This is a genomic window from Neosynechococcus sphagnicola sy1 (genome assembly GCF_000775285.1).
GTDB classification, from domain to species: domain Bacteria; phylum Cyanobacteriota; class Cyanobacteriia; order Neosynechococcales; family Neosynechococcaceae; genus Neosynechococcus; species Neosynechococcus sphagnicola.
In genome coordinates, this window is record NZ_JJML01000019.1 from 18167 (window position 1) to 32788 (window position 14622).

The window sequence follows — 14622 nt, forward strand, 5'->3', positions numbered from 1 at the left end:
CAGAGATTCTTTCAACCTGGATGATGCAGATGGAATGTTGAAATCTTCTGGATATCTGGCCTGCGACCCTACCCCTTGCTGCTCACTCTTGTAAATCAATGTCTGTACCTACGGCTCAACTTCTTGATGGTAAATTGCTAGCCCAGCAGCTTCAGCAGGAGCTGAAGGGACAGATTCAAGTTTTACAGCCGACTGCCGACCGACCGCCGGGACTGGCGGTATTAATGGTTGGGGATCATCCAGCCAGTGCTGCCTATGTCCGCAATAAAGAACGAGCCTGTGCTGCCGTTGGCATCGCTTCCTTTGGACGGCACTATCCAGCAATGACCAGTCAGGCCGAACTGGCCGCGGACATTCAGGCATTGAATCAAGATGCGTGCGTGGATGGCATTTTGGTGCAGCTCCCCCTCCCAGAACACCTGGATGCAATTCCCCTCCTCCATCAAATTGATCCTGCTAAAGATGCCGATGGGTTGCATCCTGAAAATCTCGGACGACTGGTGCGAGGTGAGCCAGGATTACGCAGTTGTACCCCCGCTCGGGGTGATGCGATTACTTCAGGCCTACGGCATTGATCCCAGCGGCCAGCATGCCGTTGTCATTGGCCGCAGCATTTTGGTCGGCAAGCCGATCGCCCTGATGTTGCTAGAAGCAGATGCGACGGTTACCATTGCCCACTCTCGTACCCCAAACTTGTCGGCGATCGCCCGCAGTGCCGACATTTTAATTGTGGCGGTGGGTCGCCCAGAATTGGTGACCGCAGACATGGTCAAGCCTGGAGCCGTGGTCATTGATGTGGGCATCAATCGGGTCACCGATCCCACCGGGCAGGGGCGATTGGTGGGAGATGTGGACTTTGAGTCCGTAGGACAGGTTGCCCAGTTTCTGACGCCAGTTCCAGGGGGGATTGGCCCCATGACCGTAACCATGCTGTTGCACAATACAGTATGGAGCTATAGTCAGCGCTTGAAGGATCGAGCGTTACCTCTGTTGAGAGGCTAACAAACAGGAGGGATCAAGGCATGGTTTTTACAAACGACATCCATTTACCTAAACAGGGCTCTGATTTTGATTTCTTCGGCTATTTAGCAGAGCGACAAACTCGGGTGGAAGCCGCACTGGATGGGGCCCTGCCGGTGATTTATCCTGAGAAGATTTATGAAGCCATGCGCTATTCGCTGTTGGCTGGTGGCAAACGGCTACGGCCCATTCTCTGCATCGCCACCTGTGAACTGCTGGGGGGCACTCTGGAAATGGCCATGCCCACGGCCTGCTCCCTGGAAATGATCCATACCATGTCGCTGATCCATGACGACCTACCGGCGATGGATAATGACGACTTTCGCCGAGGAAAACTTACCAACCATAAGGTGTTTGGTGAAGACATTGCGATTCTAGCGGGGGATGGACTGCTCGCCTATGCCTTTGAATTTATTGTCACCCAGACCAAGAGTGTACCAGCCGATCGCCTATTGCAAGTGATTGCTCGCCTAGGCCGGGCGGTGGGGGCCAGCGGACTGGTGGGGGGGCAGGTGATGGATCTGGATGCCGAGGGGCAGCCCAATATCTCTCTGGATACCCTCAACTTCATCCACACCCATAAAACGGGTGCTCTCCTCGAAGCTTGCGTCGTCTGTGGGGGGATGTTAGCAGGAGCCACCGCCAAGGAAGTGCAGCATTTATCCCGCTATGCCCAAAATATTGGACTGGCATTTCAGATTATTGACGATATCTTAGATATCACCGCTACTCGCGATATTCTTGGCAAGACTGCCGGGAAAGATCTCCAGGCTCAGAAGGCAACCTATCCCAGCATTTGGGGGTTGGAAGAATCCCAGCGCCATGCCCAACAATTGGTGATCAATGCCAAGGCAGAGCTAGCTATTTTTGGGGAACAGGCCCATCCACTGATCGCGATCGCAGACTACATTACCAGTCGTCGCCACTAGAGGTTTTCCATGATGCAGGACGTGAGTACAATTCTCCACAACCGGATCCTGCTGGTTGCATTGATTGCTTGTCTGATTGCCCAGGTTTCTAAATTGTTCGTCGAGTTAGTTCGCGATCGCAAGATCAGCTTCCGGAGTCTGGTGGAAACTGGGGGGATGCCAAGTTCCCACTCAGCATTAGTGGCTGCCTTGGCAACCGAGGTGGGGCAGATCGATGGCTGGGAAAGTACTGAATTTGCGATCGCCGCGTTGTTTGCCCTGATTGTCATGTACGATGCCGCTGGGGTGCGGCAAGCAGCTGGGAAGCAGGCACGGATTTTGAATCAAATTATTGATGAAGTTTTTTCAAGGTAATCATCAATTTAATGAAGCCCGACTCAAAGAACTTCTAGGACATACCCCCGTGCAAGTCATTGTCGGGCTGTTGTTGGGAATTGGCGTCTCTTGGGTGGCAGAGATTCTGTATTAGTTTTCCTGTTGCCTAGACCCTGACTGACCACGGGTTAAGCTGTACTATACTTGTAGTATTCGTAATGTATCAGAAGATGGCGAGGCACCATGAGACTAAAAAAACATGAAAGCCCCCGACGACGGGGGAGAAATACGAAGGGTAAGCTCGCTGCTGCGAGAGCTAGACAATTGAAGAAACGATCTCGCCTGCTCCACCAGCAACTACTGGAGCCTCAAATTCCCCACACTGACAAAAACGCCCCCAATTCGGAGGCGTTTTTTATTAGGGATGAATTGCTGATTTACAGCTGGGGCAGGAAAGGCTCGTTTTTCAGGAACATGGGCATACTCGGCAACAATCTGCCGGAACTCTTCCCCATCAATGGTTTCCTTCTCAATCAGCAGATCGACGAGGCGATCCATCACCACCCGATGCTCCCGCATCAGTTGCAAGGCTCGCTCATAGCAATGGAGGACAATGGTGCGGACTTGGTTATCAATCCGGGCGGCAATTTCTTCAGAGTATTCTGAGCGGGTCATCAAATCCCGTCCCAAAAACACCTCGCTGGTTTGACCTTCCAGAGACAGGGGCCCCAAGTCGGACATCCCAAAGCGGGTGACCATTTGACGGGCCATGGAGGTCACCTGTTGCAGATCGTTACCGGCTCCAGTCGTGACTTCGGCATCCCCAAAAACCACATCTTCTGCTGCCCGACCCCCCAGGGCTCCGGTGATCCGAGCCAGAATCTGAGCCCGAGAGATCAGGCCCTGCTCTTCTGAGGGGGCGAACCAGGTTAGTCCCCGAGCCTGCCCTCGGGGAACCAGTGTCACCTTTTGCACCGGGTCGTGATCCTTGACTAAGGTACCGACAATGGCGTGACCAATTTCGTGGTAGGCAATCAACCGCTTGCTCTTGCTATCGACCAGGGGAGTGCCTTCCATTCCTGCCACCACCCGATCAACAGCATCATCAACTTCTAGCATCGTGATCGCGTCTTTACGCCGCCGGGCGGTGAGAATTGCTGCTTCATTCAACAGGTTGGCGAGGTCAGCGCCAGAAAATCCAGGGGTACGGCGGGCGATCGCCTCTAGGGAAACGCTCTCCGCTAACTTTTTATTACGGGCATGGACTTCCAGCACCTTCAGACGACCCTTGACATCGGGGACATCCACCGTCACTTGGCGGTCAAACCGCCCCGGACGCAACAGGGCGGAGTCGAGAACATCAGGGCGGTTGGTGGCCGCGATGACAATAATGCCCGTATTGCCCTCGAACCCATCCATCTCCGTCAGCAGTTGGTTTAGAGTTTGCTCCCGTTCATCGTTACCGCCGCCAATGCCGGCACCCCGTTGCCGACCGACGGCATCAATTTCATCAATAAAAACAATGCAGGGTGCATTTTCCTTCGCCTTTTTGAACAGATCCCGCACCCGTGAAGCTCCGACCCCAACAAACATCTCGACAAATTCTGAACCCGAGATGCTAAAAAAGGGAACCCCTGCTTCCCCGGCGATCGCCTTTGCCAGCAAGGTCTTACCCGTACCTGGAGGCCCGACTAACAGCACCCCCTTGGGAATCCGGGCACCTACGGCGGTAAATCGTTCGGGTTTCTTCAAGAAGGTAACGACTTCCTGAAGTTCTTCCTTGGCTTCCTCAATGCCCGCCACATCATCAAACATAACGCCGGTCTTGGCTTCCATCATGAACCGAGCTTTGGACTTACCAAAACTCATAGCCTGCCCTGGGCCCCCCGGCACATTGCCAGAGCGACGGAACAGTAGGAACAGTCCAGACAACAGCAGTACGGGAAAGATTAAATTACCTAAAAAGCCCCAGATTGCCCCATCGTTACGGGGAGGATGGGAATCAAAGCTGATCTTGGCATCTCGCAGTTTCGAAATCAACTCCGGAGCAGCGATGGGTAAGTCCACCCGCAGTCGTTGAACGCGATCGCTTAATTCTGGATCGATGGCCTCGACAATTGCAGTCCGACCATTGTCATAGAGGTCAACGCTGGTGACCCGGTTGGCATCCAGATATTCCAGAAACCGCCCATAGGTCATGCGGGTGCTGGCGGTGTTTCTCCCCGTATTTACAGCAGCGGGGGCAAAGGCTCCCTGCCAAACAAACAATCCGATTACCAGCAGCGGTAACGCCCATAGGAGTGCGGTTTTCCAGGAAAATTTCATACGCTGATCACCTTTAGCAACAGTATAGATAAGTGCTTCTATCGAGATTTTGAATGGGCTGAGTCAAGGACTCGGCGGCCAGGGAGCCGATATCGCCGATATTGAGAATGAGAAGAAATCTTAATCAAATGTAACCTGGCGATCGCAGGCAGGGCAACTGTCCACTACTGCTCTTGCATTAACCGCAGATAGTTTCGTTGCAGTTGTAAGTGACTGGCTGCCATGCGCTCAGAAATTTCTTTCTCAACATTGCTCACCTGTTGCCAAAACTCGGCAGAACGTCGGGCTGCTAAAACTTCCCGCCAGAGCACTTCCAGCAGTTCAGCTACCCTGGGGGTATCGGTGCCTAACTGTTGCTGGAGTTGCTTAAAGGCTATGCTCGCTTGGGAATGTTGGGAGACCTCCTGAGCAAGGGACAAACAGGTTTGTAACTGAGCCATGTCGTCCAGGGTTACGGTCTGGGTCATAATTTAGGGGTGTCCAGTTGGCTTAAAGACGATAATTAAGATTTATTAAGTCTTTTAACCATTCTATAACGAAAACAGGCGAGTTGAGAGTGATGGTCAAACAGCGGGTTCTTTCTGGCGTGCAACCCACCGGCAATTTACATTTGGGTAACTATCTAGGAGCGATTCGCAACTGGGTAGACGGGCAGAGCCAGTATGAGAATTTTTTCTGTGTGGTTGATCTGCACGCCATCACCGTTCCCCATAATCCCGCCACCCTCCGGGAGGATACCTACGCGATCGCGGCTCTGTACCTGGCCTGTGGCATCGACTTGAGCCACGCCACTATTTTTGTCCAATCCCACATCCCCGCTCATTGTGAGTTGACTTGGCTGTTTAACTGCATTACTCCCTTGAACTGGTTGGATGACATGATTCAGTTCAAAGAAAAGGCGACTAAACAGGGGGAGAATGTCAGCATCGGTCTCCTCGACTATCCGGTGTTAATGGCAGCGGATATCTTGCTATACCAGGCAGATAAGGTTCCTGTCGGGGAGGATCAGAAGCAGCACTTAGAGTTGACACGGGATATTGCGGTGCGGTTTAACCACCAATTTGGTCAGGGAGAGAAAATTCTCAAACTACCTGAGCCGATGATTCGTCCCGAGGGAGCAAGGGTGATGAGTCTGGCGGATGGTACCCGCAAAATGTCGAAGTCAGACCCCTCCGATCTCAGCCGCATTAACTTATTAGACTCCCCTGAACAAATTCAGAAAAAGATCAAAAGCTGTAAAACCGACTCCATTCGGGGGCTGGCCTTTAGCAGTCTCGATCGCCCGGAATGCCATAACTTGCTCACCCTCTATATGATTCTCTCGGGTCAAAGCAAAGAAGCGGTAGCGGCCGCCTGTCAGGACATGGGTTGGGGGCAATTTAAACCCCTGCTCACCGAGGTAGTAATTTCAGCTCTCAAACCCATTCAAGACCAGTATCAGGCAGTGATGGCCGACAAGGGCTATCTCAACACGGTGTTACGCCAAGGCCAGGAAAAAGCGGGGGCGATCGCCCACCAAACCCTGACGGCGGTAAAGCAAGCCATGGGCTATGCCTTACCACTCTGAGGTAAGCCCTCATTTGCCGCTGTTCCTGACTCTCCATCCCCTTGTAAGACGCTGCTGGCATGACCTCTGTTTTTCGTTCGGCTGCTGAGGCAGGCGAGTTCTTAATTACCGCTGAAGTTGCCCCCCCGAAGGGAGGCGATCCAGCCCATATGCTGGCAATGGCAGAGATCCTGAAGGGACGAGTCCACGCCATTAACCTCACCGACGGCAGTCGGGCGGTGCTGCGGATGTCCCCCGTCGCTGCCTCAGTGATTTTGCTCCTCCACGGCATCGAGCCGATTTGTCAGCTTGCCTGCCGCGATCGCAACCGTATTGGCCTCCAGGCTGATCTCATGGGTGCCCATGCCCTAGGCATCCGCAACATCCTGGCGCTGACGGGGGATCCGGTGAAAGTGGGGGATCACCCCGATGCCCGGAGTGTGTTTGACATGGAATCCGTACGGCTGCTGAAACTAATTGGTAAACTCAACCAGGGGTTTGACTGGAATGATCGGCCCTTAACCGATGGTGTTACCGATCTATTTGTCGGGGCGGCGGTTGACCCCCAACTGAGTAGCTGGTCTGGACTGCAACGCCGATTTGAGCACAAGTTAGCCGCAGGGGCCCAGTTTTTCCAGAGCCAGTTAATCTGTGATTTTGAGCGACTGGAAAAATTTATGAGCCAGATTGCGGCGGGGTGTAATAAACCCATCCTGGCAGGGATTTTTCTCTTGAAGTCGGCCAAAAATGCTCAGTTTATCAACCGCTGCGTCCCAGGGGTGCAGATTCCCCAATCCATCATTGACCGCCTCGATCGGGCAGAGAATCCCCTACAAGAGGGAGTGGCGATCGCGGCAGAACAAGTATGCCTCGCCCGAGAACTCTGTCAGGGTGTGCATATGATGGCGGTCAAACGAGAAGATTTAATCCCTCAAATTCTCGACAAAGCGGGAATTCACCCCTTAAATGCACCTTAATTGTCTGCCAAGATTGTTTTAATGGGCTGAAACCCTTCACATACCCACTCCCTAGAACCGTGACGGATGATTTGAAGCCATCTGAAGTACTCACCGTTCGATACGATCAAGGCCGCTAATGCCAATATCAAGAGTGAATGCTTCTACCAATCTTGAATGAAGCTGAGCATCGTCGTGAGCTTGAAAGCTTTACTCCGCGGGGCTTTTCTTAAAACAGGAGGAGCCTATTCTATTCTCATACACCAGACACTGATGCACTTCAGATTTGAACTAGCGCTTGATAAGTTGCGTTATTTGCAACTGGAATTAAGCCATCGCTGCTCGATCATTCACTGGAGCTTTGACCTACTGCCAGAGAGGCTTGTCTAATCGATTATTAAGTTTTTATATCGGGATTCAACACTTCTGGTTCACGTTGACTATCCACTGTCCTCCCCTCGAGCCTCCAACCCAAGATGGGGAGTGCTAGGTTAAAGGTCGTACTATCCCCAGGCAACCGTGAAAAAGCGGGTCACCCTCATCTTCCCTAAGCGTTCGATCCAGATGCCAGTCACCTACCGCCTGGCAAAGGATTTTAATGTCGCGGCCAATATTATTCGTGCCCAGGTTGCTCCCAATCAAATTGGCAAATTGGTGGTAGAGCTATCCGGTGATATCGATCAATTAGAGGCGGCTATTGAATGGATGCGGATGCAGGATATTGGTGTTTCCCTCACCAGCCGCGAACTGGTGATCAACGAACAAGCCTGCGTCCATTGCGGTCTCTGTACCGGAGTTTGTCCAACCGAGGCTCTGACCCTAGACCCTCAAAGCTTTCAACTCACCTTTACGAGATCGCGATGCATTGTCTGTGAGCAATGCATTCCCACCTGTCCCGTGCAGGCTATTTCCACCAATCTTTAGCTGGGTAGATGCAGCATTTACGGAGCAGCGGTACAGGCTACTTATTTTTCCCCCAGGAACCTGCAAATTTCTGCATAAAAGACATGACTCGCTTCGTCAGGGGCATAGAAGGGTCAGCCTTTTCCAGCTTCACGGGCGGTTCTCCCTTCATGCCTACCACCTCATACACCTGTAAACCAGATCGACTACCGGAAATAGCGATCGTCTGATGCCGATTCACCGCTGCCTCAGCCTGAATTTGGGCATAGGCCGCTTCCGACACCAGTAGCTGACTGCCCACTTCCCGATTCGCCGCTTCAATCCGACTGACCAGGTTTACCGCATTTCCCGCCGCCGTAATCAGAGAAGGCCGACTTGGGTCCACAGGGACGATCACCGCAGGCCCGTAGTGAACCCCCAGGGTCAGTTGCAGCGGCTGATAGGACAGTTGCTTCAGATAGTCGTTCAACTCGCGGATCGCCCGTAGCATCTCTAACCCAGACCAGACTGCCCGTTGGACAGGTTGATCCGTGTCCTCCAGCCCAAAGATAGCCAAACACCAGATGCCCATGTAGTTGTTGATCACCCCACCATAGCGATTGACCACCTGGTTCATGCTGTGGAAATAACGACTGAGAATATAGATCATGTCGTAGGGAAAATTCACCTCGTCAAAGTTTGTGGCACCGCGAATCGAGGCAAACAAGACGGCAACAGTTTTCTGAGTGCCGATTGACCCTGTAGAAAGTTGAGCATCAACAATATCAATGTCCTCGTTGTCGATCACCATGCGGCGGATGGAGACATCCCCCGTCACCCTGGTCTGACAGGCCAAGCGGATGTGGAAAGGAAACTCGAGCTTGCGAGCCAGGGTGCGTTCCGCTGTAGTTGTGGGACTGCAATTTTCAATCCCTTTGAGAATCATTACCCGACAGGTGGAACAGTAGGCATGGCCGCCACAGACATGAGTGTGGGGGATATCAGCGTTTAAGAGCGCCTCGAGAATGGTTTCCGAGGGATCAATCTCCACAGAGCGCTGATCGGGAAGGCTGTGAATGTTTGCCATGGGTTTGCCAAGAGGTGAGGTACTGAGCAGGTGTACAGTATGGCTTGCCCCTGAAGGTTCCAAACCATCCCACTCAAGGATTGCTAGCGACTACCAGTAAACTCTATCCCTTCTAGGCTTGTGTGAAAATTTGCTGAGAATCAAGATAGATACAATTAAAAATTTCTCTGGATTCTGGGGCATGGCAGTTCTGGTTGGGGTATTTATCCCTGCATCTGTTGGGGGTTCGGGGATTGGGTATGCTAGGGTTGGTAGTCCAATTCAGGCACCGTTTCCATGAACTCTTCTCTGCACCACAGGCTATCCCCGTCGTTACAAGTAGCGCTGGCGAAACGGCAGCGAGAGACGGGGCAGTCCATAGAGGAGATTGTTGAAGCAGCTCTGGGTCAGTATCTAGAGGTGGATGAGGAGACGATTTTTCAGACCTCCACCATTAGTGCTTTGGTCGAGGGGGTCAATAAAGGGGACTTGACCGTCGGCGAATTGGTCACCCATGGAAATTTTGGCCTCGGAACCTTTGATGATTTAGATGGGGAAATGGTGTTGCTGGATGGTGAAGTGCTGCAATTAAAATCCGATGGTCAGGCCTATGCCGTGGCTGAGTCGGCCAAGACACCTTTTGCCACCGTCACCTTCTGGGAAGCCGATCGCACCGTCGTCCTGAACCAGCCCTTAGACTACTCGCAACTACAAGCTTACCTAGATACCCTGCTGCCCTCCGATAATATTTTCTATGCCATTAAAGTTGAGGGCAGCTTTGAGTTCGTCAAAACCCGTAGCGTTGCTCGACAGGTCGAACAAACCCGGTTGATTGACGCCACGGCTCAACAGCCCGTGTTTGAGTTTCACCAGGTTCAGGGAACCTTGGTGGGCTTCTGGACACCTACTTATATGCAAACGGTGAATGTCCCTGGCTATCATTTCCACTTTCTCACCCAGGATCGTCGCCAGGGAGGGCATCTCTTAGACTGCCGCATTGGCCAGGTCACGATTGGCATTGATGACACCCCCCAAATGCGGATGGCTCTGCCCAACACTAGCGACTTTTTGGCGGCAGACCTTTCTAAGGATACCCGAGAGGAATTACATCAGTCTGAAAAATGAACCCCAAGGAATATTTGCTATCTAGCTGCTTTATCGCTATACTTAAAAAGCCGACGCGGGGTAGAGCAGTCCGGTAGCTCGTCGGGCTCATAACCCGAAGGTCCATGGTTCAAATCCATGCCCCGCCACCACTCAAAAAATCAGATCCCTGTTGTCTTTTTTGGCTTCAGGGATTTTTGCTGTTAGGGTATTTTGGAGGGTCAGCGTTGCGGATTAATACATCCGGCTTAAGACATAGTCCGCAATATCGATCAGGGCTTGACGAGCTTCAGAAGCGGGTAAATTACTTAAACATTCAATGGCGGCCTTGCTGTGCTGGGCTGCAAGTTCCCGAGAACGACTGATTCCCCTGCTTTCTAGTATGAGGGCGATCGCCTCCTCTAGATCCCCGGTTTGGGCAAACTCACGCTCAATCAATTTTTCGAGGTAGGGCTTTTCTTCCAGTGCCAAGAGCACTGGGGCGGTAAGATTGCCACTTTTTAAATCAGACCCAGCTGGCTTCCCCAACACTTCATCGGAAGCAGTGAAGTCTAAGATGTCATCGACGATCTGAAAGGCTAAGCCCAAATGCCGCCCGTAGTGGTAGAGATCCTCGGCAAGTTGGCTGGAAACTCGACTCAGGAGTCCTGCTGACTTAGAGCTGTTGGCAATCAGAGAGGCGGTTTTACAATAACTCTTTTCTAAGTAAGCGTCCATTGACAAACTGGTATCAAAGCGGTTAAGCCCTTGTTGGATCTCACCTTCGGCTAGATCCATAATCACGCGGGAGAGCAACTTCACAACTTCTAAGTTATCCAGGTTTGCCAGGTACCAAGAAGACTGGGCAAATAGAAAATCCCCTGCCAGCACTGCCACCCGTGTATTAAAGCGACTGTGAACAGTGGGTACCCCCCGTCTGACCTCTGATTCGTCCAGAACATCATCATGCACGAGACTGGCGGTGTGGATCATTTCGGTAATCTCAGCTAGGCGGCGATGATAGGAGCTCAACGCTTGATGCGGCATCGTTGCCCGAGCAGCCAGTAGCACAATTGCTGGTCTTAACCGCTTTCCTCCCGCTCCAAACAAATATTCGGCAGCAGCAAAGAGAATCGGGTGACGCGCACTGACCAGATTCTTAAGATTCTCTGTCATCAGCTCGAGGTCTGCTTCAACAGAGGCAAAGAGGGAGGTAACTGAGGTCATGGATAGGCCGGCAGGGCATTAGGTTACGAAAATTTACATAATCTGTCCCTATTTTAAGCGAAGCCTTCAGCTTGTGAACGGGTACTGTGGGTTTCTGTCCATGGGAATCTTGCCGATAGTGTTACAAGCCAGAGGGGCGATCGCACCCTAGGGTTTAACCAGATTACGTTTTTCCCGTCCCCTGTGGATCGAAATTCGTCATGATTTTCCCCTGGATGCTGGGTAGAACAATCAATCGCACTGCCAGCTGGGATGGTCAAAGACCGGCTTTTGGAGATCGCCGATGTTAGTCTATGGACTCAGCAACTGCTGTCTGCAAGGCAAGTTCACGCAGAGATACCCCTTCAACAACTGGGGTGCAGCCCAGCCATTGGGTTGACAGATGGGCAAATTGTTGGGGGCAACCACTGACATAAAATCGGGTCGGAAACGCTGCCCGATTATTCCGCAGCCCCAGTAGTTCTAATTCCCGAGCCGCCGCTGCTACTAAGTGGACGGCAGGATCAATAAACTTTACCTGACGGGGCAGAATGGTTCTGAGGATCGGTTCTAGATGCGGATAGTGGGTACAGCCATAGATTAAGGTGTCAATCTGCTGCTCCATTAAGGGAGTTAAATAGGATCTCGCGACTTCATAGGCACGGGGAGTGTGAATTAGATTTTGTTCCACCAGGGGGACAAACTCGGGACAGCCTACCTGCCAAACTGATCTCCCTGGATCAATTTCTTGAATCGCCTGAGGGTAAGCTTCACTCGCAACCGTGGCCGGAGTCGCAATCACCCCAATGCGCTGCCCTCGCTGCACCGCTGCTTTCGCCCCTGGCAAGATCAATCCGAGAATGGGAAAATTGTACTCGGAGCGCACGGACTCTAGAGCCAGGGCTGAGCTGGTATTACAGGCCATCAGCACCATCTTGACGTGCTGCTGCTGCATCCAGTCCAGGATCTCGCGCACAAATTGGAGAATCTCACTCGCGGATCGATTGCCATAGGGTAACCGTGCCGTATCCCCAAAATAAAGCACAGACTCTCTAGGCAGTTGGCGATACAACTCTCGCAGCACGGTAAGTCCCCCAACACCGCTGTCAAACAAACCAATCCGATCTGTGACGGGTTGCTCAAGGTCGGAAATAAGGGTATTCAGGGACTGAGTGAGAGGGGAAAATGGGCCGGAGGCGCTAGTAAAACAATTCATGCTGAATTCGGGTGACAACAGAACAGAGGGGTTAAGAACCATTAAGGACTTTGCAGGTATTCTAGAATGCCACGGGCGATCGCGGCTGCCATTTGCGATCGATAGGCGGCTGTTGAGAGTCTAGATGCATCTTCCTGCCCCGTCACAAAGCCAATTTCTAATAAAACCGATGGCATGGTTGTACGCCTGATTACATAAAATCGAGCGGTACGGACTCCTCGGTCTTTGGCACCGGTGCCCTGCAAGATATTGCGGTGTAACACCTGCGCCAGCCGTGCCCCGGTGGCGTAATAGTAAGTTTCAATGCCACTAATATCGGGTCGGCTGAGGTTGATCGAGTTGGCATGGATACTGACAAAAATCGTTGCATTCACCTGGCGGGCAATCTGTACCCGGGGTTCCAGATCGAGATCGCGGTCATCGGGGCGGGTTAACACCGCTTGAATTCCCTGTCGCTCTAGGAGGTCTGCAACCTGGCGACTCACATCTAGAACAATATTTTTCTCCCAGATTCCTCCAATGCCAACAGCCCCGACATCTGGGCCGCCATGGCCGGGATCGATCACCACAACCAAACGGCCTTTCGGAGGCCGAGGCTGGGAGATGGGGGGATAGCTTGTATTGGGTGGGGGATAGCTATTAACCGGCGGTGGTACCGTCAGTGGTCGGGTCAGGGGAGGAGGGACTTGAACACTCTGGGTACGGGTCAATTCCAGGGCGACTAGCTGCGGGTTGGGTTGGTTAATGTCACCGATTTGAATCCCCGCCGCTGGGTATACCAGAATTGTAACCGTGCGGGAATCTTCTTGCCGTAGTTGCAGCCGCAGAATTGGACTACCTGCCCCAGTTCTGGGGGTTCTAATCCCAGCAGCCAAGCGTGCAGGCAGATTGATTCGATAGGCACCGGCTGAACGATCCCAGCCACTGGTATAGACGACAGACCGACTTGCCTGAATCAGCAGTTGGCTGTCATTGTTCCCGAGATCAATTGCCTGAATGGTTGCCAAGTCAGGATTGCCATAGCTCGGTGGTGGAATCAGGGGAGGTGGATCTGGCGGTCGATTGGGCGTCGGCAAGTAGGGTGGATTCAGAGCCGTCCGTTGGGGGGTGTCGACAGGAACCAAGGCCACTCCCCCAAGGGCATTGCTGCCAAAGGTGCTAATCCGCGCCTCCCAGTTCGGAGCCTTACGTTCCACAAAGAGGGTGATTTGTACTGAGGGAGGCACTGCTTGAGAGTCTGTAACCTGTACCCGACTCACCCCAAAGCGATTGACAATCAGATCTCGGCGGGGTACCCGATTCGCCAAGATTGCATTGGTAAAGGTATAGGTAATCTGGCGGCGATCGCGACTGCGTTGGGTTTGTACCTGGGGATTTGCCCCACTGACACGGACAAAAAAACCATCCGGGGTCACCCGAATATTCTGAATCTCAGTAATGGAGTCATTCCTCGGGGCAGCTGGCTGACTCCAAGGGGGGGGCTAGAACCAAGGGGCTGCACTGCATTGTCTGCATTGCCAAACTGAGGTCGAGGGAGCTGAACTGTCCACTGAGTGGGGTTGAGTCCCCGAAAACGAATCTGTTGGGAATCGAGGGTATACCCTGGTGCTAACTCAATCACAATTCGGGTGGTCAGTCGGTCAAACTGACCCACCCGCAAGGCGCGGAATGGATCGTTTAAGGCTTGGGTGACCCCAGGGCGTCCCAAAGAGATGCCCGGTAAGTCAATCACCAATCGTGTGGGATCAGTGATTAACTGCGCCCGGGGTTGCACCCCACCCGTTGTGCGAAATTCTAGGCGGTTCTGTCTGGGGTCAAACTGCCAGGAGGTTAGCCGCCCCGAAGATTGCAGTTGTGCTATCTGTAGCGCTGCCGATCCCCTCGACATCGTTGAAACTGTTGCTTCCCCAGCCGTTGCCAGGGGAGGTGCAAGTAGGGGGGGCAGCGTTGACAGCAGACAGCAACCCAGAAAACCTGGTATTGACCAGCGAACTTTCACAGACCTAAACTCCTCACGATTTCCATTGCCAAGCTGGATGCTGTACCCCCCTGGGACGTAGATACAGCTGTTTAAGTTT

General features: G+C 52.7%; 11 protein-coding genes, 1 tRNA gene and 3 pseudogenes. 8 read left to right on the top strand and 7 right to left on the bottom strand.

Translation table 11 applies throughout. The features are described 5' to 3' along the window. Positions 1-98 precede the first annotated feature (98 nt). The 3 genes and pseudogenes from folD to DO97_RS09780 all read left to right on the top strand — a co-directional run bounded on the left by folD (position 99) and on the right by DO97_RS09780 (position 2418). Positions 99-1002, top strand: a pseudogene (gene folD, locus DO97_RS31010) (bifunctional methylenetetrahydrofolate dehydrogenase/methenyltetrahydrofolate cyclohydrolase FolD). A 20-nt stretch (positions 1003-1022) separates the two neighbouring features. Continuing rightward, entirely contained in the window at positions 1023-1949 is a 927-nt protein-coding gene (crtE, locus tag DO97_RS09775; protein ID WP_036532938.1) for a geranylgeranyl diphosphate synthase CrtE, read from the top strand. A gap of 12 nt (positions 1950-1961) precedes the next feature. Next, positions 1962-2418, top strand: a pseudogene (locus DO97_RS09780) (divergent PAP2 family protein). 308 nt (positions 2419-2726) lie between these two features. Here DO97_RS09780 and ftsH2 read toward each other — a convergent pair. Together ftsH2 and DO97_RS24375 are read right to left on the bottom strand one after the other, a co-directional pair. Then, positions 2727-4589, bottom strand: a pseudogene (ftsH2, locus tag DO97_RS09785) (ATP-dependent zinc metalloprotease FtsH2); the annotation flags it as partial. A gap of 164 nt (positions 4590-4753) precedes the next feature. Further along, complete coding sequence (locus tag DO97_RS24375; RefSeq protein ID WP_036532940.1) at positions 4754-5056, bottom strand: hypothetical protein; 303 nt, start codon at positions 5054-5056, stop codon at positions 4754-4756. 92 nt (positions 5057-5148) lie between these two features. On the opposite strand from DO97_RS24375, the gene trpS reads away from it, so the two are divergent. The 3 genes from trpS to DO97_RS09810 all read left to right on the top strand — a co-directional run bounded on the left by trpS (position 5149) and on the right by DO97_RS09810 (position 8015). Further along, on the top strand, positions 5149-6156 hold the full coding sequence (trpS, locus tag DO97_RS09795) for a tryptophan--tRNA ligase (protein ID WP_036532942.1): 1008 nt from the start codon (positions 5149-5151) through the stop codon (positions 6154-6156). 59 nt (positions 6157-6215) lie between these two features. After that, entirely contained in the window at positions 6216-7112 is an 897-nt protein-coding gene (locus DO97_RS09800) for a methylenetetrahydrofolate reductase (protein WP_036532944.1), read from the top strand. A gap of 498 nt (positions 7113-7610) precedes the next feature. After that, positions 7611-8015 carry an NIL domain-containing protein gene (locus DO97_RS09810; protein ID WP_036532949.1) on the top strand — a complete coding sequence of 135 codons (405 nt, stop codon included), beginning with the start codon at positions 7611-7613 and terminating at the stop codon, positions 8013-8015. Positions 8016-8052: 37 nt separating this feature from the next. Here DO97_RS09810 and DO97_RS09815 read toward each other — a convergent pair whose 3' ends face one another. Beyond that, the gene (locus DO97_RS09815; RefSeq protein ID WP_036532952.1) at positions 8053-9060 is read right to left on the bottom strand and encodes an adenylate/guanylate cyclase domain-containing protein; all 1008 of its coding nucleotides are present in this window, start codon (positions 9058-9060) and stop codon (positions 8053-8055) included. A gap of 276 nt (positions 9061-9336) precedes the next feature. Between DO97_RS09815 and budA the strand changes: the two genes are divergently transcribed. Both budA and DO97_RS09825 read left to right on the top strand, forming a co-directional pair. Continuing rightward, the gene (gene budA / locus DO97_RS09820) at positions 9337-10164 is read left to right on the top strand and encodes an acetolactate decarboxylase (RefSeq protein ID WP_036532954.1); all 828 of its coding nucleotides are present in this window, start codon (positions 9337-9339) and stop codon (positions 10162-10164) included. Between the two features lie 54 nt (positions 10165-10218). Beyond that, positions 10219-10295: transfer RNA gene (locus DO97_RS09825), tRNA-Met, on the top strand. A gap of 82 nt (positions 10296-10377) precedes the next feature. On the opposite strand, the gene sds is transcribed toward DO97_RS09825, so the two are convergent. The 4 genes from sds to DO97_RS23870 all read right to left on the bottom strand — a co-directional run bounded on the left by sds (position 10378) and on the right by DO97_RS23870 (position 14543). Then, the gene (gene sds / locus DO97_RS09830) at positions 10378-11349 is read right to left on the bottom strand and encodes a solanesyl diphosphate synthase (protein WP_036532956.1); all 972 of its coding nucleotides are present in this window, start codon (positions 11347-11349) and stop codon (positions 10378-10380) included. 286 nt (positions 11350-11635) lie between these two features. Next, positions 11636-12544 (bottom strand): glutamate racemase, encoded by a 909-nt coding sequence (gene murI, locus DO97_RS09835; protein WP_081980711.1) that lies wholly within the window; start codon positions 12542-12544, stop codon positions 11636-11638. A gap of 41 nt (positions 12545-12585) precedes the next feature. Further along, a complete protein-coding gene (locus DO97_RS09840; RefSeq protein WP_052128593.1) occupies positions 12586-13959 on the bottom strand; it encodes an N-acetylmuramoyl-L-alanine amidase family protein in 1374 nt (457 codons plus the stop codon). Next, the gene (locus tag DO97_RS23870) at positions 13956-14543 is read right to left on the bottom strand and encodes an AMIN domain-containing protein (RefSeq protein ID WP_156120518.1); all 588 of its coding nucleotides are present in this window, start codon (positions 14541-14543) and stop codon (positions 13956-13958) included. The genes DO97_RS09840 and DO97_RS23870 overlap by 4 nt, the downstream gene beginning before the upstream one ends. Positions 14544-14622: the final 79 nt, after the last annotated feature.